The following is a 22,389-nucleotide window of genomic DNA, read 5'->3' as shown; positions in this document are numbered from 1 at the left end:
TCGAATTTGCGCTATGATAGGGGATAAAACACGTCTTGACAGGAGCTTGCGCGATGAATTTTACGAAAATGCAAGGATTGGGCAACGACTTCATCGTCTTGTTCGGGGAACAGGCGCTGCCCGCTGATGCCGCGAGCTTTGCGGTCCGATATTGCGACCGCAACTTCGGGATCGGAGCGGACGGCGTCGTCTACGTGCTGCCATCGGATCGGGCGGATTATATGATGCGCATCATCAACTCCGACGGCACGGAAGCGGAGCAGTGCGGCAACGCCATCCGCTGCGCAGCCAAATATATATATGATAACGGCTTGATCGACGCGTCCCGGACCGATCTCGTCATCGAGACGATCGGCGCGGGGCCGCAGCCGGTGCGGCTCACGGTGGAGAATGGCGCCGTAAGCGCGGTGCGCGTCGATATGGGCGCGCCGATTCTGAACGGTCTTGCGGTGCCGACGACGATCGATGCGGAACCGGTGACCGAATATCCTGTTGAAGCGGCGGGACGGCAATTCCGTTTTACCGCCGTATCGATGGGCAACCCGCACTGCGTTATTTTCACGGACGATGCGGTCCATACCAATCTGCATACATACGGCCCTCCGTTGGAGCATCATCCGCTGTTTCCGCGACGCATCAACGTCGAGTTCGCTACGGTGAAGCGAAGAGACTTTGCCGAGATGCGCGTCTGGGAGCGCGGTGCCGGACCGACGCTTGCTTGCGGCACGGGCGCCTGCGCCACACTTGTGGCCGGCGTACTGACCGGGCGGATGGACCGCCGGGGCATCGTTTCGCTTAAGGGCGGCGACCTGCTCATCGAATGGGATGAAGCGGACAATCATGTATATATGACCGGTCCCGCTGAGGTCGTGTTTAAAGGAACGATTTAATGTTCATGCTGGGTAGAGGGAAACGGAGGCCGAGGCCGGAGAACAACGCCTGCCTGCCGAATGAAGCGCCGCTGGGGGCCGAACAGCGATCCCGCGAGGATTGATGGTCCTTCGGATGCCCGAGTGCGGGGAGAGCGGTGTCCAAACGCGGCTCCCGGCCGCCCGGAAAACGGCGCGGCGGCACGAAAAACCGGGGCTCGATTCCCACTTGTACCCACTAACAAAATGAATTAGAATAGATTGGTAAGGTGAGCGGTATGGTCATCAGTATGACCGGATACGGACAAGCTGCGCTTACCGCAGCCGGAATCCAAATCCAAATTGAGCTGAAATCGGTCAATCATCGTTATACCGAAGTGGCCGTCCGCATGCCGCGCGAATGGGCGCGCTTCGAGGATACGCTCAAACAGACCGTTCTCCGTCATGTCCGGCGAGGCCGCGTCGATGTGTTCGTCAACTTCGAGAAGATCAAGGAATCCGCGCATGCGGTGCAGATCGACTGGGAGCTTGCCGCCGCCTACAAGCTGGCTGCGGAGCAGCTCAAGGAGCGCTTGTCGCTGCAGGGGGACATTACGCTGAAGGAACTGCTCGACATTCCCGGCGTCGTTACGCTTCAGCAGTCGTCGACGGACGGGGAGAACGAGATTGCGGAAGCCATCTCATCATGTGCGGTCAGCGCCGTACGGGAGCTTGTAGCGATGAGAGAGCGGGAAGGCTCGTTCCTGCAGAGGGAACTGGAGCAGCGCGTCGGCACCATGGAGCATTATTGCGGGTTAGCCGCCGTCCTGGCGCCGCAGACCGTTAAGGAATACGCGGAGAAGCTGAACGCCCGCATACGGGATCTGGTTCATCAAGGGCCGATCGACGAGAACCGGCTGGCTATGGAAGTCGCCGTTTTCGCGGACCGGGTTAATATCGATGAGGAAATGAACCGTCTGCAAAGCCATTTCGCCCAATTCCGCAGCTTGCTGCAAAGCGAGGAACCGGTAGGGCGCAAGCTCGATTTTCTCGTTCAGGAAATGAACCGGGAAGTCAACACGATCGGCTCCAAAGCGAACAATGCTTCGCTTACGGCGATTGTCGTCGACATGAAGGCCGAGCTGGAGAAAATGCGCGAGCAGATTCAAAACATCGAGTGAACGAAGAAGCATATAGATGCTCTCAGGTCGAACAACAATGTAATAAAACTCTTTCCTGCGAAAGCAGGCTCGTCCGGCGCTCCACCTAACGGGTATCCGTTCGTTCGGGTATGCACAAGGCGATTCGCCGAAGACGGCCGCTTCAACGGAAAGATTCAGGGGGAAAACCATTCATGGCGATCAAGTTAATCAACATCGGTTTCGGGAATATCGTCTCCGCGAATCGAATCATTTCCATCGTAAGCCCGGAATCCGCGCCGATCAAACGGATCATTCAGGAAGCGCGCGATCGCCACATGCTGATCGATGCGACCTACGGAAGACGTACCCGGGCCGTCATTATTACGGACAGCGATCATGTCATTTTATCGGCGGTTCAGCCGGAGACGGTGGCCCATCGACTCTCCAATAAGGACGATGATCATGACGAGTAATACGAGCTATGCCCCGGCAGATAGAGGCATTTTGATTGTACTTTCCGGACCGTCCGGGGTCGGTAAAGGCACGGTGTGCAAGGCGCTTCGCGAATGCGCAAGCGATATCGTTTATTCGGTTTCCGCGACGACCCGCGCGCCGAGACAAGGCGAGGTCGAAGGGGTTAATTATTTTTTCAAGTCTAGAGAGCAGTTTCAGCAGCTGATCGAGCAGGACCAGATGCTGGAATGGGCCGAGTATGTCGGCAATTACTACGGCACGCCGCGGAAATTCGTCGAAGACACGCTCGCTTCGGGCAAAGATATCATTCTCGAGATCGAAGTGCAGGGCGCGTTGAAGGTGAAGCAGAAATTCCCGGAAGGCGTGTTTATTTTCCTGCTGCCCCCATCGCTTCCCGAACTGGAAAACCGGATCGTCGGCCGAGGCACGGAGACGGAAGACGTCATTCGAAGCCGGATGTCGGTCGCCATGGAAGAGATCGCCTTGATGGAACATTACGATTATGCTATTGTTAATGATCAGGTCGATTTGGCCTGTTCCCGGATTCGCTCCATTCTTGTGGCGGAACGCAGCCGCAAGGACCGGATGGTTTCGAAAATAAAACATTGGATGGCCGAGGTGAAAAAGTAATGCTGTATCCTTCCATTGACCGTCTGCTCGATAAAGTAGACAGCAAATATTCGCTCGTCGTCGCTGCCGCCAAGCGGGCCCGCTTGCTGCGAGACGGTTCCAAAACCGAGCTGCGCCAAAAAAGATCGCATAAATTCGTTGGTCTGGCACTCGAAGAGATCTACGAAGATCATATTTCCTACGAAAAGATTCAATCCAAAGAGACGGTAAAATAAACAACCCTTCGCGGTTGTTCTTTTTTTCTATCTTGATACTGTAACGTGAAAAAGAACGCATCCGCAGTTTACCGAAAAGCTTCGATCGGAAGCTTTTCTTGTATATAGAGAGGAGTGGATCGGATGTTGAACGGAAAGACGATCGTGCTGGGCGTGTGCGGTGGCATTGCGGCGTACAAAGCGGCGGCGCTGTGCAGCAAGCTGGCGCAGGCGGGGGCGACGGTCCGTGTCATCATGACGGAATCGGCGACGAAGTTCATTGCGCCGCTGACGTTCCAAACGCTATCGCGGCAGGAGGTAGCCGTCGATACGTTCGACGAGAAGGATGCCTCCGTCGTACAGCACATCAATCTTGCCGACAGCGCGGATCTGATCGTCGTCGCTCCGGCCACGGCCAATATGATTGGGAAGATGGCGCTCGGGCTCGCCGATGACATGCTCAGCACGACGCTGCTGGCAACGGAGGCGCCGGTGCTCGTCGCGCCGGCGATGAACGTGCACATGTATGCGCATCCGGCGGTTCAGGCCAACCTGCGGACGCTTGCCGATCGCGGCGTCATGTTCATCGAACCGGGGACCGGTCAGCTCGCATGCGGGTATGTAGGCAAGGGACGGCTGGCTGAGCCAGAAGAAATCGTCGAAGCAATTCGGAGCCATTTTGCCGATGAAAAGCGGCTTGAAGGGAAAAAGGTGCTTGTCACGGCAGGCGGCACGGTGGAGCGCATCGACCCGGTCCGCTATTTGACGAACGATTCTTCGGGTAAAATGGGCTTTGCGGTCGCCGAGGAAGCAAGGCGGATGGGCGCGGAAGTGACGCTGGTCGTAGCCAAGGTGTCGACAGCGGTGCCGGCAGGGATGAACATCGTGCGGGTCGAGTCGACGATGGATATGATGGATGCGGTATTGGCGCGGCTGCCGGAGACGGATATCGTGATCAAAGCCGCAGCGCCCGCCGACTACCGTCCAACGGAGCGTTCGGAGCAAAAAATAAAGAAAAAAGACGAAGCGCTTACGCTGCAGCTGGTCAAAAATCCGGATATCCTGCAAGCGGTCGGCGAGCGGAAGACGAGCGGGCAGTTCGTCGTAGGCTTTGCCGCCGAAACGCAAAATCTTGAAGCGTTCGCGATGGACAAGCTGAAGCGCAAAAATTGCGATCTGCTTGTCGCCAACGATGTGACCGCGGAGGGAGCCGGATTCGGGACCGATACGAATGCGGTGCGGATCTATGACAAGGACGGACTCGTGGAGGCGCCGCCACTGATGAGCAAGGCGCAGGTGGCCCAGCGGCTGTTGACCATTGTAGCGGAGCGGTTAACCAGGAAAGAAGGGACGGACGAATGTATGCAAAAGTAATCGTCGATGTCCCGGCGAAGCAAACGAACCGGGCGTTCGATTATCGCGTGCCGGACTCGATGAAAGACTGGATCGCCGTCGGCAGCCGGGTCGGCGTTCCGTTCGGGCCGCGGACGCTGCAAGGCTTTGTCGTCGAATTGCACGAGGGCAGCGAGATGGATGCGGGGAAAATCAAGCCGATCGGGCAGACCTTGGACTTGACGCCGCCGCTGACGCCGGAGCTGGTCAAGCTCGGCCGGTGGATGAGCCGGACGTATATGTGCCATGAAATCACTGCACTGCAGGCGATGATTCCCGGTGCGCTCAAGGCGAAATACGAGCGGCATGTGTGCGCACGCGAGCCGCAAGGGCAGCAGCACGCGCTGCTTCTGCCGGTTCAGCAGGAAATTATGCAATTCGTGCGGAGCCGGGAGACGGTCGAACTGGATTCGCTGCTTGCCCGGTACGCCTCCGAAGGCGCGCTGATCCGGCAGCTGATCGTTGAAGGGTATTTGGAAGAAATACAGCTCGTCAAGGACCGAATGACGACGAAGAAAGCGCTGACCGTATTTCCCCCGGAGCAGTTGGAACAGCTTGACGGCTGGATCGAGGAGCTGCCTGCACGGGCGGCGAAGCAGAAAGAAGTGCTTGAGCATTTCAAACAACAGCCGGATCCGATCAAGCTGACGGAGCTGCTATCGGAGCTCAACATAAGCGCAAGCACGGTCAAAGGGCTGGCCGAACGGGGCTGGCTGCGGATCGAGGAGGTTGAGGTGCAGCGCGACCCTTACGCGAGCCGTTCGTTTAAGCCGACGTCCCCGCTGCCGCTGACCCCGGAGCAGCAGCAGGTATACGGACGCATCCGGGACAGCCTGCATGCGCGCCAGCGGCATGTCTTTTTGCTGCAGGGAGTGACTGGCAGCGGCAAGACGGAAGTATACTTGCAGTCCATTCAATCATGCCTCGATCTGGGGCGCGAGGCGATTGTGCTCGTGCCGGAAATTTCGTTGACGCCGCAAATGGTCGAACGATTCAAGGGGAGGTTCGGCAACCGCGTGGCGGTTCTCCACAGCCGGCTTTCCCATGGCGAACGGTATGACGAATGGCGCAAAATCGTGCGCCGGGACGTTCAGGTCGTCATCGGCGCGCGCTCGGCGATTTTCGCCCCTTTTACCAACCTCGGCCTTATTATTATCGATGAAGAGCACGAAACGACGTACAAGCAGGAAGAAAGCCCTAAGTACCATGCCCGGGACGTTGCTGTAGCAAGGGCGCGTTATCATGGCGCTTCCGTCGTCCTCGGCTCGGCCACCCCTTCGCTGGAAAGCATTTTCCGCACGCTGCCTCAGGCCAGACAGCAAGCCACCGAGCAAAGACCGGCATTCGAGCTGCTCTCGATGCCGTCCCGGGTTGAGGGGCGTCCGCTGCCCAAGGTGAACATTGTTGACATGCGCGAGGAGCTGAAGAACGGCAACCGCTCCATGTTTAGCCGCGACCTGTATAAAGCGATCGAAGAACGGTTACACAAGAAAGAACAGATCGTTTTGCTGCTCAACCGCCGCGGCTATGCGACATTCGTCATGTGCCGGACCTGCGGCTATGTGGCCGACTGCCCGCATTGCGATATTTCGCTGACGTATCATCAGAGCTCGAAGGCGATCCGCTGTCATTACTGCGGGTATGCCGAGCGGGAACTGTCCGTTTGTCCGGACTGCGGCAGCGAGCATATTCGGCATTTCGGAACCGGAACGCAGCGGGTGGAGGAAGAGCTCGGGAAGCTGTTCCCTGGCATCCGCGTCATTCGAATGGACGTGGATACGACGACGGAGAAGGGCTCGCATGAGAAATGGCTGACGATGTTCCGCAACCGGCAGGCGGATGTGCTGCTCGGTACGCAAATGGTCGCCAAAGGGCTCGACTTTCCTTATGTGACCCTCGTCGGCGCATTGGCCGCCGATTCGGTACTCAATCTGCCGGATTTCCGCTCGGCCGAACGGACGTTCCAGCTGCTGACACAGGTAGCTGGGCGGGCCGGACGGCATCAGCTTCCGGGCGAAGTGTTCGTGCAGACGTATACCCCCGAGCATTACAGCATCATCAGCGCCAGTCGTCACGACTATGCGAGCTTTATGCAGAAGGAAATGCAGATGCGGCAGCTGCACAATTACCCTCCGTTTCACCGGCTCGTGCTTCTTACGCTGTCGCATGAACAGGTGCCGCTGCTGCTCCGCTCCGGCGAAATGCTGGCCTCCCGGCTGAAGGAGCTGTCTCAGTCGCTTGCCGGCCGTGCGGAGATGGAGGTGCTCGGTCCGGTCGCATCGCCGATTTCGCGGATCAAAGATAGATATCGGTTCCAATGCATGATAAAATATCGGGGAGAGACGGACATCGCGTCGATCCTAGAGCAGGCTTCCACCGTTCTCGACGAGGCGGTGAAGGGACAGAAGCTGACGCTGTCCATCGATGTCGATCCTTTATTATTGATGTAAAGCTCCGGCCCAAGCCGGCCGGAATATACATATGGAAGTAACGCATATTACCCGGCTTCTTGTTTTTAATCAAAGGAAGGTGCACCTATTATGGCGATCAAAATTATCGTGAAAGACCCGGATCCGGTGCTGCGCGAGAAGTGCGTGCCCGTATCGAAAATTACACCCAATATTCATAAGCTGCTGAATGACATGGCCGATACGATGTACGACGCGGAAGGCGTCGGGCTTGCCGCACCGCAAATCGGCATTCTCAAGCGCGTCATCGTCATGGATGTCGGCGATGAGCACGGATTGATCGAGCTGATCAATCCCGAAATTATCGAGCGCGAGGGAGAGCAATTCGGCCCTGAGGGCTGTCTGAGCATCCCCGGACTTTCGGGAGACGTAAGACGCGCGGAGCGGGTGAAGGTGAAGGGGCTGAACCGCGACGGCGTAGAAATCGTCATCGAAGGAACCGAGCTGCTGTCACGCTGCATTCAGCACGAGGTGGACCACCTGAACGGCGTGCTGTATACGGATCTGGCGGAAAGCATGTACAAGAACGAGCCGCCGGATCGCGGTGAAGCATGAGCATACGCGTTATTTTTATGGGCACGCCGGATTTCGCCGTGCCTTCTTTGCACAAGCTTTTGCAGAATGACGAGATCGAGGTCGTGGCGGTGGTCACGCAGCCGGACCGTCCGGTCGGGCGGAAGCGGGTGCTGACCCCGACGCCGGTAAAGGCGGAGGCTGAGCGCCAGGGGCTGACGGTACTGCAGCCGGAGCGGCTGCGGCGGCCCGAATCGGTAGAAGCGCTCCGTGCGCTGGCGCCTGATTTGATCGTAACCGCCGCGTACGGGCAAATTTTGCCGAAGTCGGTGCTGGAGCTGCCGCGCTTCGGCTGCATTAACATTCATGCGTCGCTGCTGCCCAAGTACCGCGGCGGCGCGCCGATCCATTACGCCCTCATGAACGGCGACGCCGTTACGGGCGTCACGATCATGTACATGGCCGAAGGGCTCGATACCGGGGACATGATCAGCAAAATTGAAGTGCCGATCGAAGATAGCGATACGCAGGGCTCGATGTTCGAGAAGCTGAGCGCGGCGGGAGCGGCACTGCTTGAAGACACGCTGCCGAAGCTGCTCTCCGGCGAAGCGCAGGCTGTGCCGCAGAACGACGCGGATGCGGTCTACTCCCCGAACATCCAGAGAGAGCAGGAGCAGATCGATTGGACGAAGCCGTCCGTACGCAGCTGGAATTTGGTCCGCGCGCTGAATCCGCGCCCGGGAGCGTTTACGTACTGGAACGGCGACGTGCTCAAAGTGTGGAGCTGCCTGAAACCGGATGCTGCGGAAGCGGCACCTGCCGGCGTGACGCCGGGCACGGTGCTGGAAGCCGGGGAACGCGGCATCGCCGTGGCGACCGGCGACGGCGTGCTGCGGATCGTGGAGCTGCAGCCGGCCGGCAAGAAGGCGATGAGCGCAGCGGAGCTGATCCGCGGCGGCCAGCTCGCCCCCGGCACGGTACTGGGTTGAGCCTGAAGCTGCAGTTCGCGCGTGCGGCACAAGCTGCCGCCGAGACGGCTGTATAAGATTGTGATTAGGTAGCGGAATGATCGGAGGCATTTGCAATAGTGAACAAGGGGAACAAACCAAACGGCGGCCGTCCGGCCCATCGTTCGAGCGGCGGCGGCGCGGCTACGCGCAAGCCGTCCGCCCGCGAGGCGGCGCTGGACGTGCTCGTCCGCATCGAGCAGGACCGGGCCTACAGCAACCTGCTGCTGAACCAGACGCTGCAAAAGCACAAGCTGGACAAGCAGGACGCCGGACTGGCGACAGAGCTCGTCTACGGCACGGTGCAGCGGCTGAACACGATCGACTATTTTCTCGAGCCGTTCGTGAACAAAGGGGTCGGCAAGCTGGAGCCATGGGTGCGCAGCCTGCTGCGGCTGAGCTTGTATCAGCTGCTCTATCTGGACCGCATCCCGGATCACGCTGTCGTGAACGAGGCGGTCGGCATCGCCAAGCGCCGGGGGCATCAAGGCATCTCCGGCATGGTCAACGGCGTGCTGCGCAGCGTCATCCGGGGCAAAGCCGAGCTGGTGCTGCCGGCCGATCTGCCTGCTGACCGGCGAATTGCGCTGGCGCACTCGCATCCCGAATGGATGGTGCGGCGCTGGATCGCGCAATTCGGCGAAGCGGCCGCCGAGCGCATCTGCGCGGCCAACAACACCCCGCCGCGCGTGAGTATCCGCGCGAATCTGCTCAAGCTCGGCGCCGTCGCGCTGGCCGAGCGGCTGCGCGACGGAGGGCTCGAAGCGGAGCCCTCCGCCGTATCGCCCGCCGGCGTCATTGTCCGCGGCGGCGGCAACATGGCCTTGACGCCGGAGTATGCGGCCGGCCTGTATTCGGTGCAGGACGAGAGCTCGATGCTCGTCGCCGAATGGGTCGATCCGCAGCCGGGCGAGCGGGTGCTCGATTGCTGCGCCGCGCCCGGCGGCAAGACGGCGCATCTGGCGGAGAAGATGGGCGAGTCCGGCGAGATCATCGCCTGCGACATGTACGAGCACAAGGAAAAGCTGATCCGCGATCAGGCACAGCGGCTCGGGCTGAAGAGCATCCGCACAATCACGACGGATGCCCGCCAGCTGTCAGACCGGTTCGCTGCGGGCAGCTTTGACCGAATTCTGCTGGACGCCCCTTGCTCGGGGCTCGGCGTCATTCGCCGCAAGCCGGACATGAAGTGGGAGAAGCGGGAGAGCGAGCTCGCCGACATATGCAAGATCCAGCGCGAGCTGCTCGAAGCCGTTCACCCGCTGCTGAAGCCGGGCGGCGTACTCGTGTACAGCACGTGCACGATCGAGGCCGCCGAGAATGAAGAGATGGTCCGCGGCTTTTTAGCGGCGCATCCCGAATTCGAGCCGGAGCTGCCGCCGGGAGACGCTGGTCCCTTGACGGACCGCAGCCGGGAAGGCGCGGTGCAAATCATGCCGTATGACTTCGGTTCGGACGGTTTTTTCATCGCCAGACTACGGAAACGAGCATAGGCTTGCCGTTTGTGGTACAATAAAATGTGGTTTTTTCGGAGCGGACTGCCCGGAAGCACCTTCACTTTAGAAAAACAGGTTGTGATCATACGATGGAGTCAATGGAAAGCCCGGTCCTAACGGAGAACAACAAGCCTTACGTGTACGACCTTATACTCGAAGAATGGCAGGATTGGGTGAAAGCGAACGGAGAGGCCGGCTTTCGTGCGGGCCAAATTTTCGACTGGCTATATGTGAAAAGAGTTTCAAGCTTTGACGAAATGACGAACTTGCCGAAAGCGCTGCGTGAAAAGCTGGTGCAGCAGTTCGATTTCGTCACGTTAAACGAGGTGGCACATTACCGCTCCCAGGACGGGACCGTGAAGTTTTTGTTTGAGCTGAACGACAAAAACGCGATCGAAACCGTCATCATGAAGCATAGCTACGGCAATAGCATCTGCGTGACGACCCAGGTCGGCTGTCGCGTCGGCTGTACGTTTTGCGCTTCGACGCTCGGCGGGCTAAAGCGCAATTTGACGCCGGGCGAAATTATCGCGCAGGTGGTCAAGGCGCAGCAACTGCTCGATCAAACGCAAGAGCGGATCAGCAGCATCGTCATCATGGGCATCGGCGAGCCGTTCGAAAACTACGACGCGGTTATGAAGTTTTTGAAGGTGATGATTCACCCGAAAGGACTGAATATCGGCCAGCGCCATATTACCGTATCGACCAGCGGCATCGTGCCGAATATTTACCGGTTCGCCGATGAGGATACGCAAATTAACTTGGCTATTTCGATCCATGCGCCCAACGACACGCTGCGTTCCAAGCTGATGCCGGTGAACCGCAGATTTCCGTTCAAAGATTTGATCGATGCGTGCCAATACTACATTGCCAAAACCGGAAGACGGATCACGTTCGAATACGCGCTGATGGGCGGGGTCAACGATCAGCCGGAGCATGCGGAGGAGCTTGCGCAGGTGCTGAAGACGTTCCCTCACGCACATGTCAATCTGATCCCGGTCAACTTCGTTTCCGAACGCAATTTCGTGCGCACGCCGCGCGACGATATATTTACGTTTCAGCGCATCTTGGAGAGAAATAAAGTGAACGCGACGATTCGGCGCGAGCAGGGGAGCGATATTGCAGCGGCTTGCGGCCAGTTGAGAGCGAAGCATATGGAATCGGGTGCGAGGTGAGATCACGAATGCGGAAAATGGCGTATTTATCCGATATCGGACGCGTACGAAAAATTAACGAGGACTGTCTTGCGGTTCAGGACAACCTGAACGGCCTTACCCTTGCGATCGTGGCCGATGGCATGGGCGGCCACCAAGCGGGCGATGTGGCCAGCGCGATGGCGGTGGAGCTTATTCAGCAAGGCTTGCAGAGCCTTCATCAGGAAGTGCCGGTGGAGGCGCGTCACGCGGTGGTCAAAGCGACGCTGGAAAGCGCCAACGCGAAAATTTTCGAATTCGCTTCCGCGCGGGAAAATTACCATGGCATGGGAACGACGGCGATCATTGTCGCCGCGGACGACCGGCATGCGGTGATCGGCCATATCGGCGACAGCCGCGTGTATTGGATTCGCGGTGAACGGATTGACCAGGTGACGGAAGATCATTCCCTGGTCAACGAGCTGGTGCGCAGCGGTCAAATTTCGCGCGAGGAAGCGAACCATCATCCGCGTCGCAACGTGCTGACGCGCGCACTCGGCACCGAGCCGACGATCGAAGTCGACGTGCTGCAGGTTGACTGGCAGGAAGGCGATCTGCTGCTGCTGTGCAGCGATGGACTCAGCAGCCGGGTCGAGCCGGAGCAGATTCTCCGGCTTGCTTCCGGCGAGGATACGCTGGACGCCAAGGTGAGGAAGCTGGTGGACGAAGCACTCGAAGCCGGAGGAGACGACAATATTACGGTTATTCTCCTTGCCAACGGCGATGCCGCTGCAGTACATAACGATGGGGAAACGGGGTGATGGCATGATCGGAAAGCAGCTTGGAGGACGTTACGAAATTCTCGAGCGGGTCGGCGGCGGCGGAATGGCAATCGTTTACAAAGGTCTTGATATTTTATTGCATCGTCATATCGCCGTGAAGGTGCTGCGGCAGCAGTACGTGCACGACGAGGAGTTCATCCACCGCTTTCGCCGCGAAGCACAAGCCGCAGCCTCCTTATCGCATCCGAACGTGGTCAGCATCTATGACGTAGGTCAAGAGGACGACGTACATTACATCGTCATGGAGTATGTGGAAGGCACGACGCTCAACGAGCTCATTAAGGAAAAAGCGCCGCTTCAAGTGGAAGAAGCGATTCATATCGCCAGTCAAATCTGCGATGCGCTCGATCATGCCCATCATAATCAAATCATTCATCGCGATATCAAGCCACATAATATTCTGATCGGTAAAAACGGACGCGTCAAGGTGACGGACTTCGGAATCGCCCGCGCCGTCACGTCCTCGACGATCACGCAGACAGGATCAGTTGTCGGCTCGGTGCACTATTTTTCGCCGGAGCATGCGAAAGGGACGCCGACCGGCGAGCAGTCCGACCTGTATTCACTTGGCATCGTCATGTATCAGATGCTGACCGGCCGCCTTCCGTTTCTCGGCGAAAGCCCGATTAGCGTCGCGCTGAAGCATTTGCAGGAAGACGTGGAGGAACCGCGCAAGGTCAATCCGCTCATCCCGCAAAGCGTAGAGAACATCATTTTGCGCGCGATGCGCAAAAGCACGTCCGAGCGGTATCGTTCGGCCAAAGATATGATGGGCGATCTCGATACCTGCCTGCTTCCGCATCGGCGCAACGAACCGAAGCTGAATTTCGAGGACGAGGACGAGCTGGACGAGGAGCGGACGCGCGTGATGCCTGCGCTGCGGCCCGGGCAATATATTGCGGCGGATGACGATGAGGACGAGGAAGACGAAACGCCGGAGGACACGAAGCCTCCTGGAAAAAGGAAAAGACGCTGGGTCAAGCCTCTGGTATGGTTTATCGTGCTGATAGGGCTGCTCGGCGGCATGTGGTATGCGGTAGGCTACGCCAAAAAAATGCTCGAAGTGCCTCAAACGCTGGTGCCTAACGTTGTCAACAAGCCGCTGGCCGAAGCGCAGCAAATTCTTACGGAAGCTGGACTGGAGAACGACGTCGAGTATCAGCAGTCCAAAGACGTGCCGAAGGATGTCGTCATCCGTCAGAGCCAGGCCGATATCAAGGTCAGGCTGCCGAACAAGATTAAACTGTATGTCAGCCAAGGCGTCGAGCTGAAGAAGATGCCAGAGGTCACGAAGAAAAGTGTCGCGGACGCGAAGCAGCAGCTGACGAATTTGGGGATCAAGCCCGAAAATATTACGGTAGCTTCGGAAAATAGCGACGCCGACCCGGATACGGTTACGAAGCAGACGCCGAAAGTGGACGAAGATATCGATCCGGCTACGGTGAAAGTGAGCTTGACGGTAAGCAAAGGACCGGAAACGATTCCGATGCCGAATTTGATCGGCAAAAGCGAGGCTGAAGCCAAATCGACGCTGGAGAAAAGCAATCTGAAGCTGGCCAAAGAGGGCATTTCCGTAGAAGCCAGCTATAAGGCGGCCAAAGGCCGTGTGATCAAGCAGTTCCCTTATGAACCGGACGAGCCTGTAGCACCGGGGTCGGAAATCAAGCTGGTCATCAGCTCCGGTTTGCCGGAGGATGCCGGGCAGATGAAAGTCAGCGTGCCGGTCATGCCGGCCAGGGAAGGCATTGCGTCCACCGTCCGAATCATCTTGAGCGATGCGGTGAACGACAATAAGGAAGTTCAGAAGCTGTCCAATGTCACGAAGGCGGAAAGCGTCGATGTGAGCCTTATTGTCTCTCCCGACAAGGACGCCGTCATCACGGTGAAGGTCGACGAGAAGAATGCCGATCTGATCACCGTAACCTATAAAAATTACTTGGACCAAAAATCCGGCAAGCCGTTTACCGTTCCCTCCAAGGCGTCGAGTACGAGCACCGGCACACAGGGAACAAGCAACGGCACGCAGCCCGTTAACGGTACGCCGTCTCCGCCTGCCGGGGGAACGACGCCCCCTGCCGGAGGGACGCCGAATAAGCCTGCCAATGCGCCGGTGAATGGCGGTACGGGAACGAATCCGCCTGCCGCCGGCTCAACCGGCGGCACGACGAACACAGGAGGCCGAAACTGATCCATGCCAACGGGATTAATCGTTAAGGCGTTAAGCGGATATTATTATGTCATGCCGGATGCGGCGCAGGGCGGCGATCCGATTCAGTGCCGCGCCAGAGGGATCTTCAAGAAGAGGGGCATTTCGCCGCTCGTAGGGGATCGGGTGCAGTTTGCGCTGACGGAGAACGGCGAGGGTACGGTAGACGAAGTACTGCCGCGTTCCTCCGAGCTCGTTCGCCCGCCTGTAGCGAACGTGGATCTGGTCGTCCTCGTCTTTTCCATTGACGAGCCGCAGCTCAATTTGCCGCTGCTCGACAAGTTTCTCGTCCATACCGAGAGCGTAGGTCTGGATACGCATATTTGCCTTACCAAGCAGGATTTGGCCGCGGAAGCTCCCGAAGTGCAGGACGCCGAAGCCGGCGTACATATGCCATTGTCGGAAGTCATTCGTCTATACGAATCGATCGGCTACAGCGTATCCTTGACCAGCGCCAAAGAGCAGATCGGCGTCGACGCCGTAATCGAACGATTGGCCGGCCGTATCAGCGTCTTCGCTGGACAATCCGGCGTCGGGAAATCTTCGCTGCTGAATGCGATGGTTCCCGGTCTGGAACTGGAGACGAATCAGATCAGCATGAAGCTTGGACGAGGCAAGCATACGACGCGTCATGTGGAGCTCATTCGGCTGAGCAACGGGGGGATCGTCGCCGATACCCCCGGCTTCAGCTCGCTCGATTTTTTGCATGTCGACGCCGAGGGCCTCGGCGCATGCTTCCGGGAGTTCGCGGACTATGCGGGGGATTGCCGTTTTCGCGGATGCCTTCACCAGCACGAACCAGGGTGCAAAGTGCAGGAGGCCCGAGCGAACGGCGACATCGCGGCTACGCGCTATGAACACTATTTGCATTTTTTGGAAGAAATCAAAGACAAGAAGAGGAGGTATTAAGATGCTCCGAATCGCTCCTTCTATTTTATCCGCAGACTTTTCCATATTGGGGCAAGAAATTGCCGACGTGGAGCGCGGCGGCGCAGACTGGATTCATGTCGACGTCATGGACGGTCACTTCGTTCCGAACATCACGATCGGACCGCTTGTCGTCGAGTCGATCCGGCCAAAGACGAAGCTGCCGCTCGACGTTCATCTCATGATCGAACAGCCGGACCGGTACATTACCGCGTTCGCCAAAGCCGGCGCGGACCTGATCTCCGTACATGCGGAGGCATGCGTGCATCTGCACCGTACGCTTCATTACATTAAAGAACAAGGTGTCAAAGCCGGCGTTGTTCTGAATCCGGCTACGCCGATTTCCGCGATCGAACACGTGATGGACGAGGCGCTCGACCTGGTGCTGCTCATGACCGTCAATCCGGGCTTCGGCGGACAGGCGTTCATTCCCGGCGTACTGCCGAAAATTACCGCGCTGCGGCATCAACTGAACGATCGCGGCCTTCGCCATGTCGATATCGAAGTCGACGGCGGCATTAATGCGGCTACGGCGCCGCAGGTGATCGCGGCCGGAGCGAACGTGCTTGTAGCCGGCAATGCGGTGTTCAATCAGCCGGATCGCGCCGCAGCGATCGCCAGCCTTAAAGGCGCGGGGAGCTAGCAGCGAATGCGGGCATGGACGGTCATCGGCTATAGCGTCATATGCGCTGCGCTGCTCCTCTTGTTTTCGCAAATTCAAGATTTCCTCAAGTATGTTTTTTCGCTCGGGGCATTATATCTCGGCATCCATTTTTTCAGACGGTACGAGTCTCGGGGGATGCGCATTGCCTTCGTAGCGACCTCCGTTGTGCTTTATTTCGTGTTTACGATCATTTATGCCATGTATTTGTTCGTCCAGCAGCACCCGACGGGTGCATGACGTTCGAAAGACTGCGGGTTCATCCGCGGTCTTTTTTGTTTTCGGAACGGATGGTCAGGAATATTGACCCGCCGTCGTACATACATTGTAACAACGATTTGGAAAACCTATGAGCATACTGCGGTTTTCATCCGGCGACCGGGCGTTGACCTGTTAACGGATTGCCGGAAGCACTTGGCTGCACGTTTTTGGCAGTAGCGGAATACAATGAACTATGCGGTTACGAAACAGGTTTTGCTGTAAGGCTTACGCTGTCGGGGTGAGTTATGCTTTAGGGCAGGACCGGAAGGAGGAGAACTACTGATGAAATTTTACACGATCAAGCTTCCGAAATTTTTGGGTGGTTTTGTCAAGGCGGTACTTAATACATTCAGTAAAAACTGAAGGTATGCGAACTCATACTTATACTGTCTCACTGGCTGCGCCCTAAACTCAGACTGCGCTGGCGGCGATAAACTAAAAAAAGCACCTGGAACAGGTGCTTTTTGTCTGCGATCGCGGGTAAAACCCGATTATACGCGAGTGACTTTGCCGGATTTCAGCGCTCTTGTGCTTACCCAAACGCGCTTTGGCTTGCCGTCCACCAGAATGCGGACTTTTTGCACGTTTACACCCCAAGTGCGCTTCGCTTTGTTGTTTGCGTGCGATACGTGGTTGCCGGTACCCGGTCCTTTACCAGTAATGAAACATTTGCGGGACATTGTTACACCTCCTTAAAAAGCTCCGAAGACCGTGAAGTCCTAAAAGCGGTTCATGCGTTAACTTACATATGATGCTTGGCTTTTGAAAACACACTTAATCATCATATCACAGCTGATTTAACCGCGTCAACGCGGAAGCCCGAATTTCTAGCCAAGTTTTGGGGCGTTTGGTTTATTTCTTATTTTATATATAGTACAATGAGTAATAGTCCATCCTAATCAATATCGAAGGAGCTGTATGGAGATGGCTATTGAACTGTCGACGGAATATGGCAAAGTGGTTGTGGCGGATGAAGTGATCTCCGTGCTTGCCGGCTCTGCGGCGCTAGATTGCTACGGACTGGTAGGAATGGCCTCGCGCAACCAATTGAAGGACGGCATTGCGGAACTGCTGCGGCGGGACAATTTGAGCCGGGGCGTCGAGATGCATCGCGATGAGCACGGCGCGCTGACCATCGATTTATATATTGTCGTAAGCTACGGTACGAAAATTTCCGTGGTTGCGCATAACGTGCAGACCAAGGTGAAATACGCGCTGAAAGATGTAGCCGGTTTACTGGTGAACGACGTCAACATATTTGTCCAAGGCGTCAGAATTGTCCAATAATGCAGAGCATTCACAGATGAAGCAGCGGATTGCCCGAATCGGAACCACCGAAGACGGACACGGTTTATTGCAGGAAGGGGAATGGTTTTTTTGAGTAAGCGCTTAAATGAGATTAACGGTCATGATTTTATACGGATGGTTGAAGCCGGCGCCCATGTTCTCAAGACGAACGCGGATAAGGTAAACGCGCTTAACGTGTTTCCGGTGCCGGACGGGGATACCGGAACGAATATGAATCTGACGCTAACCTCGGGTGTGGAGGAGCTGCGGCGCAAGCCTTCGGACCATTTGGGCAAAGCGGCCGAAGCGCTCGCGAAAGGGCTGCTGATGGGTGCGCGGGGCAATTCCGGCGTCATCTTGTCGCAGCTGTTCCGCGGGTTTGCGAAGGCGGTGAGCGATCTGGCTTCGGCCGATGCGGCGCAGCTGGCCGCAGCTTTCCAGAGCGGCGTGGATATGGCTTATAAAGCTGTCGTCAAGCCGGTCGAAGGAACGATCCTGACCGTTGCGCGGGAAGCGGCGAAACAGGGCACAGTGTCGGCCAAACGGCATCACAGCGTGGAAGCGGTGATGACCGATTTGCTCAAGCAGGCCAAAGAAACATTGGCCAAGACACAGGACATGCTGCCTGTTCTCAAGCAGGTCGGCGTTGTGGACTCCGGCGGACAAGGTCTTGTCTATATTTACGAAGGGTTCGTCTCGGAGCTGGAAATGCTGGAGGAGAAGCCGCCGGCACAGCCGCTGCCTTATGCCGCATTCGGCGCCGTCGAATCGCTCGAAGAGCAGGACGCACGAGCAGTTCCGGCCATTCCAAGCGGCGCGCATATGCAACCGCATCCAACGAGCGCCCAATCGAAGCTCGCTACGGAAGACATCGTGTTCGGGTACTGTACCGAGTTTATCGTGACGTTGAACGGGCAAAAAACTGCAGCCTGTGCATTTGACGAAAGCCGGTTCAGGCATGAGCTGACCGAGCATGGTGATTCCCTTCTTGTGGTGGCCGACGACGATCTGGTGAAGGTGCACATCCATGCCGAATACCCTGGGACCGTCATGAACTTGGCCCAGAAGTATGGAGATTTAAGCCGTATCAAGATCGAAAACATGAGAGACCAGCACACGCATTTGCTGACGGAGGAAGCGGGCATTTCCGCGATCGCGGATAATGGAATGCACGCGGCTTCTTCGGCCCCCGCCAAGCCATATGGCTTTGTCGCGGTATCGGCAGGCGACGGGATCAGCGGCATATTCCAGAGCCTGGGCGTCGACCAGGTCATGCACGGCGGACAAACGATGAATCCGAGCACGGAGGATATTGTGAAAGCGGTAATGGACGTCGATGCGAGAACCGTATTCGTATTGCCGAACAACTCGAATATTATTCTTGCCGCGGAGCAGGCGGTAGAGCTTGTGGAGGACAGACAGGTCATCGTCATTCCGAGCAAATCGATCCCGCAAGGCATCGCCGCGGTGCTCGCTTTCCAGGAAACGGCCGCTCCCGACGATAACGCGGACGAAATGCAGCAAGCGCTGCATCAAGTGCAAGCCGGGCAAGTCACGTATGCCGTGCGCGATACGCAAATGGACGGCATCGATATCAAGCATGGCGATTATATCGGCATTCATAACAATAAAATTGTGTCCGCCGATCCGGACATTCTCGTTTCCTGCCAGCAGTTGATCGCAAGCTTGCTGGAAAGCGGCGCGGAGATCGTCACGCTGTACACCGGTGCGGATGCCGACGCCAAGTTGACGGAGCAGTTGGTGAGTTATGTACAAGAGGAATTCGGGGATGTCGAGGTAGAGGTACACGAAGGCGGACAGCCGCTGTATTATTATATTATTTCGGCGGAATGACCGGCGTGTTCCGCTTTCCTTGCGGACCGATGAAATCAAGACGTAAAATGCATGATGAAGTTGATTGAACGGGGTGAACCTTATTGAGCCAGGTTCGAATTGTAACGGACAGTACGGCGGATATTCCGCAGGATATAAGAGAGAAGTACGGCATCGAGATGGTGCCGCTCAAAGTGATGTTCGGATCGGAGTCTTACCGCGACGGCGTAGATATCGGGCCGGATGCGTTTTACGAGAAGCTGGTCCTCTCCAGCGCGCTGCCGACGACGTCGCAGCCTTCGCCCGCTGAGTTTATGGATGTATTCAAACGGCTTGCGGAAGCCGGCGACGGCCCGGTCATTTCGCTTCAGCTATCGTCTGCGGTGAGCGGCACCTATCAGTCGGCGCTGCTCGCCAAGTCGATGATTGACGATCTCGATTTGACGGTGGTGGATACCAAATCCGCCTCATACGGAATCGGATTGCTCGCTGTCGAAGCGGCGGTTGCGGCCCGCGAAGGAAAAAGCAAAGAAGAGATTTTGGAGAGAATTGCCTGGCTGCGCAAGGAGATGCGCCTGTACTTCCTTGTCGATACGCTCGAATATTTGCAAAAGGGCGGCAGAATCGGCAAAGCGGCGGCGCTCGTCGGTTCGCTGCTCAATATTAAGCCGATTCTATCGCTGAACGATGAGGGCGAAGTGTATTCGGTAGAAAAGGTGCGCGGGCAAAAGAAAGCGATGAACCGGATCATCGAGCTGTTGAAGCAGGATTTGGCCGGCAAGCCGATCCAACTGGTCGTCGCCTATACGACAGGCCGGGAAACGGCGGAAGAACTGTGCTCGTTGATCCGTGAGCAATTTGAAGTGGTCAGCGTGCATTATACGCACATCGGACCTGTGATCGGGACGCATGTCGGTCCCGGTACCGTAGCGGCATTTGCGGCGCCGGTTCCCCGGTCATGACACTCGACTTGTACGCACTTCCGGTCACCCATGTGTCCGGCGTCAAAGGCAAGAAGGCGGAGGAGCTTCTTGCGCTCGGCATCTCGAGCGTGGGCCAGCTCCTCGACTATTATCCTTTCCGCTACGAGGATTACACGCTTCGAGACTTGACGCAAGCGAAGGACGGAGACCGGATTACGGTGCAGGGAACGATTGCAGGCGTGCCGCAAGTGCAAATGTATGGACGTACCAAATCGCGGATGCTGCTTAAAATCGTGGTCGATAACTTGTTCGTCACCGCCGTCTGGTTTAACCGGCATTTTTTGAAGGACAAGCTGACGGCGGGAACGGACATCATCCTGACGGGAAAATGGGACCAGAAGCGGCTGCATCTGACCGTTTCGGAATCGGAGTTTCCCGGCGCGCGCACTTCGCAGACGGGAACGCTCCAGCCGGTCTACTCGGTCAGCGGGTCGATGACCCAGAAGTGGTTGAGGCAAGTGATGAAGCAGGCCGTTCTGCAGTTCGGCGAGATGATCCCCGAGGTGCTGCCGGCGTTGCTGCTGCGCAAATACGACATGCTGCCGCGCAAGCAGGCGATCGTCCTGCTGCATCTTCCCGGTAATATGGAACAGGGCCAGCGGGCGCGAAAGCGGATGGTGTATGAGGAGCTGTTTCTGTTTCAGCTGAAAATGCAGGCGTATCGCGCGTTGAACCATTCCCGGGCGGACGGGGTTGCGCACCCTCTGGATTTGCCCGGCGTTCGCGCGTTTGTACGATCGCTCCCTTTTACGCTCACGGAATCGCAGAAGAACGTCTTGGCTGAAATATTGCAGGATTTGCAGCAGCCGCACAGCATGAATCGGCTGCTGCAGGGGGATGTAGGCGCCGGGAAGACGGTCGTCGCCGCTGCGGCATTGTTTGCGGTCGTAAAGGCGGGCTATCAAGGGGCGCTTATGGTGCCGACGGAAATACTCGCCGAGCAGCACAAGCGGTCGCTGGACCGGCTCTTCGAGCCGTATGGAATTCAGACGGCGCTGCTGACCGGTAGTCTAACGGACCGGCAGCGCCGCGATCTGCTAGCCTCGCTGCAAATGGGCATGATTGACGTCGTCGTCGGCACGCATGCGCTGATCCAAGAGGATGTATTCTTCAGGCGGCTCGGTCTGGTCGTGACCGACGAGCAGCATCGCTTCGGCGTTCAGCAGCGCAGCATTCTGCGGCACAAAGGCATGAACCCGGACATCATGACGATGACCGCGACGCCGATCCCGCGTACGCTCGCCATTACCGCATTCGGCGATATGGACGTCTCCACGCTGCGCGAGCTGCCCAAAGGCCGCAAGCCGATCAAAACGTATGCCGTGACGCACAGCATGATGGAGCGGGTGATGGGCTTTATCGGCCGAGAGGTGGCCGAAGGGCGGCAGGCGTACGTCATTTGCCCGCTTATTGAAGAATCGGAAAAGCTCGACGTGCAAAATGCGATCGACGTGCATGCGCAGCTGCAGCACGCATTCCCGCAGTATAAGGTCGGCTTGCTGCACGGGCGGATGACCCCTGCCGAGAAAGACGATACGATGCGCGAATTCAGCGAGGGTCGGGTTCATGTGCTCGTCTCCACGACCGTCATCGAGGTAGGTGTCGATGTGCCGAACGCCACGCTCATGATCATTTACGATGCGGACCGCTTCGGCTTGTCGCAGCTGCATCAGCTTCGCGGCCGGGTCGGCCGCGGCGAGCACCAGTCGTACTGTGTTCTGATCGCCGATCCGAAGAACGAAGTCGGCAAGGAACGGCTGAAGGCGATGACGGATACGAACGACGGCTTCGAGATCGCTCGCCGGGACTTGGAGCTTCGCGGGCCGGGGGACTTCTTCGGTACGAAGCAGAGCGGCTTGCCGGAGTTCCGACTGGCGGACATGGTGACCGATTTCGAAACGATGGAGCAGGCGCGCGACGATGCGGCCGAGCTTGTGCGCCGGTCGGATTTCTGGACCGAGGCCGCCTTCGACTCGCTGCGGGAATATTTGCGGCGGGAGCACATCTTGAGCGGCGATCTGCTGGATTAAATAATTAGGTACACATGGCCGAGCCCTCCGTCATAGACTTACTGTGTAGGATGTAAGTCCAA

At 57.4% G+C, this 22,389-nt stretch carries 22 protein-coding genes; 21 read left to right on the top strand and 1 reads right to left on the bottom strand.

The window, feature by feature from the left end:
* Window positions 1-53 precede the first annotated feature (53 nt).
* The 17 genes from dapF (at window position 54) to spoVM (ending at window position 16,557) form a co-directional block, all read left to right on the top strand.
* On the top strand, window positions 54-890 hold the full coding sequence (gene dapF, locus KXG62_RS03225) for a diaminopimelate epimerase (RefSeq protein WP_218090479.1): 837 nt from the start codon (window positions 54-56) through the stop codon (window positions 888-890).
* A gap of 257 nt (window positions 891-1,147) precedes the next feature.
* Window positions 1,148-2,029 (top strand): YicC/YloC family endoribonuclease, encoded by an 882-nt coding sequence (locus tag KXG62_RS03220; protein WP_218090478.1) that lies wholly within the window; start codon window positions 1,148-1,150, stop codon window positions 2,027-2,029.
* Window positions 2,030-2,202: 173 nt separating this feature from the next.
* On the top strand, window positions 2,203-2,463 hold the full coding sequence (remA, locus tag KXG62_RS03215; protein ID WP_009672664.1) for an extracellular matrix/biofilm regulator RemA: 261 nt from the start codon (window positions 2,203-2,205) through the stop codon (window positions 2,461-2,463).
* The gene (gmk, locus tag KXG62_RS03210) at window positions 2,453-3,094 is read left to right on the top strand and encodes a guanylate kinase (protein ID WP_218090477.1); all 642 of its coding nucleotides are present in this window, start codon (window positions 2,453-2,455) and stop codon (window positions 3,092-3,094) included. The genes remA and gmk overlap by 11 nt, the downstream gene beginning before the upstream one ends.
* Complete coding sequence (gene rpoZ, locus KXG62_RS03205; protein ID WP_218090476.1) at window positions 3,094-3,309, top strand: DNA-directed RNA polymerase subunit omega; 216 nt, start codon at window positions 3,094-3,096, stop codon at window positions 3,307-3,309. The genes gmk and rpoZ overlap by 1 nt, the downstream gene beginning before the upstream one ends.
* 123 nt (window positions 3,310-3,432) lie before the next feature.
* A complete protein-coding gene (gene coaBC / locus KXG62_RS03200; RefSeq protein ID WP_218090475.1) occupies window positions 3,433-4,662 on the top strand; it encodes a bifunctional phosphopantothenoylcysteine decarboxylase/phosphopantothenate--cysteine ligase CoaBC in 1,230 nt (409 codons plus the stop codon).
* Window positions 4,647-7,130: a primosomal protein N' gene (gene priA, locus KXG62_RS03195; RefSeq protein ID WP_218090474.1), complete on the top strand. Its 2,484-nt coding sequence runs from the start codon at window positions 4,647-4,649 to the stop codon at window positions 7,128-7,130. Before coaBC ends, priA begins: the two co-directional genes overlap by 16 nt.
* Before the next feature lie 90 nt (window positions 7,131-7,220).
* Window positions 7,221-7,703 (top strand): peptide deformylase, encoded by a 483-nt coding sequence (gene def / locus KXG62_RS03190; protein WP_218090473.1) that lies wholly within the window; start codon window positions 7,221-7,223, stop codon window positions 7,701-7,703.
* The gene (fmt, locus tag KXG62_RS03185) at window positions 7,700-8,650 is read left to right on the top strand and encodes a methionyl-tRNA formyltransferase (protein ID WP_246627268.1); all 951 of its coding nucleotides are present in this window, start codon (window positions 7,700-7,702) and stop codon (window positions 8,648-8,650) included. The genes def and fmt overlap by 4 nt, the downstream gene beginning before the upstream one ends.
* 98 nt (window positions 8,651-8,748) lie before the next feature.
* Entirely contained in the window at window positions 8,749-10,161 is a 1,413-nt protein-coding gene (gene rsmB / locus KXG62_RS03180) for a 16S rRNA (cytosine(967)-C(5))-methyltransferase RsmB (RefSeq protein WP_281426615.1), read from the top strand.
* 101 nt (window positions 10,162-10,262) lie between these two features.
* The gene (gene rlmN / locus KXG62_RS03175) at window positions 10,263-11,339 is read left to right on the top strand and encodes a dual-specificity RNA methyltransferase RlmN (protein ID WP_218090711.1); all 1,077 of its coding nucleotides are present in this window, start codon (window positions 10,263-10,265) and stop codon (window positions 11,337-11,339) included.
* An 8-nt stretch (window positions 11,340-11,347) separates the two neighbouring features.
* On the top strand, window positions 11,348-12,118 hold the full coding sequence (locus KXG62_RS03170; protein WP_218090472.1) for a Stp1/IreP family PP2C-type Ser/Thr phosphatase: 771 nt from the start codon (window positions 11,348-11,350) through the stop codon (window positions 12,116-12,118).
* Between the two features lie 4 nt (window positions 12,119-12,122).
* A complete protein-coding gene (gene pknB / locus KXG62_RS03165) occupies window positions 12,123-14,327 on the top strand; it encodes a Stk1 family PASTA domain-containing Ser/Thr kinase (protein WP_218090471.1) in 2,205 nt (734 codons plus the stop codon).
* Between the two features lie 3 nt (window positions 14,328-14,330).
* Window positions 14,331-15,254, top strand: a complete 924-nt coding sequence (gene rsgA, locus KXG62_RS03160) for a ribosome small subunit-dependent GTPase A (protein WP_218090470.1) — start codon at window positions 14,331-14,333, stop codon at window positions 15,252-15,254.
* 1 nt (window position 15,255) lies between these two features.
* Window positions 15,256-15,915 carry a ribulose-phosphate 3-epimerase gene (gene rpe, locus KXG62_RS03155; RefSeq protein ID WP_218090469.1) on the top strand — a complete coding sequence of 220 codons (660 nt, stop codon included), beginning with the start codon at window positions 15,256-15,258 and terminating at the stop codon, window positions 15,913-15,915.
* 6 nt (window positions 15,916-15,921) lie between these two features.
* Entirely contained in the window at window positions 15,922-16,173 is a 252-nt protein-coding gene (locus tag KXG62_RS03150) for a hypothetical protein (protein ID WP_218090468.1), read from the top strand.
* 303 nt (window positions 16,174-16,476) lie between these two features.
* Entirely contained in the window at window positions 16,477-16,557 is an 81-nt protein-coding gene (gene spoVM / locus KXG62_RS03145; protein WP_014652194.1) for a stage V sporulation protein SpoVM, read from the top strand.
* A 128-nt stretch (window positions 16,558-16,685) separates the two neighbouring features.
* On the opposite strand, the gene rpmB is transcribed toward spoVM, so the two are convergent.
* On the bottom strand, window positions 16,686-16,874 hold the full coding sequence (gene rpmB / locus KXG62_RS03140; RefSeq protein ID WP_218090467.1) for a 50S ribosomal protein L28: 189 nt from the start codon (window positions 16,872-16,874) through the stop codon (window positions 16,686-16,688).
* A gap of 244 nt (window positions 16,875-17,118) precedes the next feature.
* On the opposite strand from rpmB, the gene KXG62_RS03135 reads away from it, so the two are divergent.
* The 4 genes from KXG62_RS03135 to recG all read left to right on the top strand — a co-directional run bounded on the left by KXG62_RS03135 (window position 17,119) and on the right by recG (window position 22,327).
* A complete protein-coding gene (locus KXG62_RS03135) occupies window positions 17,119-17,481 on the top strand; it encodes an Asp23/Gls24 family envelope stress response protein (protein ID WP_218090466.1) in 363 nt (120 codons plus the stop codon).
* An 81-nt stretch (window positions 17,482-17,562) separates the two neighbouring features.
* A complete protein-coding gene (locus tag KXG62_RS03130; RefSeq protein WP_218090465.1) occupies window positions 17,563-19,335 on the top strand; it encodes a DAK2 domain-containing protein in 1,773 nt (590 codons plus the stop codon).
* Window positions 19,336-19,418: 83 nt separating this feature from the next.
* The gene (locus KXG62_RS03125) at window positions 19,419-20,276 is read left to right on the top strand and encodes a DegV family protein (protein ID WP_218090464.1); all 858 of its coding nucleotides are present in this window, start codon (window positions 19,419-19,421) and stop codon (window positions 20,274-20,276) included.
* Window positions 20,273-22,327, top strand: a complete 2,055-nt coding sequence (recG, locus tag KXG62_RS03120) for an ATP-dependent DNA helicase RecG (RefSeq protein ID WP_218090463.1) — start codon at window positions 20,273-20,275, stop codon at window positions 22,325-22,327. Before KXG62_RS03125 ends, recG begins: the two co-directional genes overlap by 4 nt.
* The last annotated feature ends 62 nt before the right edge of the window (window positions 22,328-22,389 follow it).

The organism is Paenibacillus solanacearum (assembly GCF_910593845.1).
Lineage (GTDB): Bacteria > Bacillota > Bacilli > Paenibacillales > NBRC-103111 > Paenibacillus_G > Paenibacillus_G solanacearum.
This window is presented reverse-complemented; position numbering and strand designations above follow the sequence as displayed.

What these genes read in the sequence shown, in the direction of transcription:
- def (WP_218090473.1), top strand. Translation starts at nt 7,221, where the DNA reads ATGGCGATCAAAATTATCGTGAAAGACCCGGATCCGGTGCTGCGCGAG.
- coaBC (WP_218090475.1), top strand. Translation starts at nt 3,433, where the DNA reads ATGTTGAACGGAAAGACGATCGTGCTGGGCGTGTGCGGTGGCATTGCG.
- rpmB (WP_218090467.1), bottom strand. Translation starts at nt 16,874, where the DNA reads ATGTCCCGCAAATGTTTCATTACTGGTAAAGGACCGGGTACCGGCAAC.
- KXG62_RS03135 (WP_218090466.1), top strand. Translation starts at nt 17,119, where the DNA reads ATGGCTATTGAACTGTCGACGGAATATGGCAAAGTGGTTGTGGCGGAT.
- dapF (WP_218090479.1), top strand. Translation starts at nt 54, where the DNA reads ATGAATTTTACGAAAATGCAAGGATTGGGCAACGACTTCATCGTCTTG.
- rpe (WP_218090469.1), top strand. Translation starts at nt 15,256, where the DNA reads ATGCTCCGAATCGCTCCTTCTATTTTATCCGCAGACTTTTCCATATTG.
- KXG62_RS03130 (WP_218090465.1), top strand. Translation starts at nt 17,563, where the DNA reads ATGGTTTTTTTGAGTAAGCGCTTAAATGAGATTAACGGTCATGATTTT.
- KXG62_RS03170 (WP_218090472.1), top strand. Translation starts at nt 11,348, where the DNA reads ATGCGGAAAATGGCGTATTTATCCGATATCGGACGCGTACGAAAAATT.
- spoVM (WP_014652194.1), top strand. Translation starts at nt 16,477, where the DNA reads ATGAAATTTTACACGATCAAGCTTCCGAAATTTTTGGGTGGTTTTGTC.
- pknB (WP_218090471.1), top strand. Translation starts at nt 12,123, where the DNA reads ATGATCGGAAAGCAGCTTGGAGGACGTTACGAAATTCTCGAGCGGGTC.
- gmk (WP_218090477.1), top strand. Translation starts at nt 2,453, where the DNA reads ATGACGAGTAATACGAGCTATGCCCCGGCAGATAGAGGCATTTTGATT.
- remA (WP_009672664.1), top strand. Translation starts at nt 2,203, where the DNA reads ATGGCGATCAAGTTAATCAACATCGGTTTCGGGAATATCGTCTCCGCG.
- KXG62_RS03150 (WP_218090468.1), top strand. Translation starts at nt 15,922, where the DNA reads ATGCGGGCATGGACGGTCATCGGCTATAGCGTCATATGCGCTGCGCTG.
- recG (WP_218090463.1), top strand. Translation starts at nt 20,273, where the DNA reads ATGACACTCGACTTGTACGCACTTCCGGTCACCCATGTGTCCGGCGTC.
- priA (WP_218090474.1), top strand. Translation starts at nt 4,647, where the DNA reads ATGTATGCAAAAGTAATCGTCGATGTCCCGGCGAAGCAAACGAACCGG.
- KXG62_RS03220 (WP_218090478.1), top strand. Translation starts at nt 1,148, where the DNA reads ATGGTCATCAGTATGACCGGATACGGACAAGCTGCGCTTACCGCAGCC.
- rlmN (WP_218090711.1), top strand. Translation starts at nt 10,263, where the DNA reads ATGGAAAGCCCGGTCCTAACGGAGAACAACAAGCCTTACGTGTACGAC.
- rpoZ (WP_218090476.1), top strand. Translation starts at nt 3,094, where the DNA reads ATGCTGTATCCTTCCATTGACCGTCTGCTCGATAAAGTAGACAGCAAA.
- rsgA (WP_218090470.1), top strand. Translation starts at nt 14,331, where the DNA reads ATGCCAACGGGATTAATCGTTAAGGCGTTAAGCGGATATTATTATGTC.
- fmt (WP_246627268.1), top strand. Translation starts at nt 7,700, where the DNA reads ATGAGCATACGCGTTATTTTTATGGGCACGCCGGATTTCGCCGTGCCT.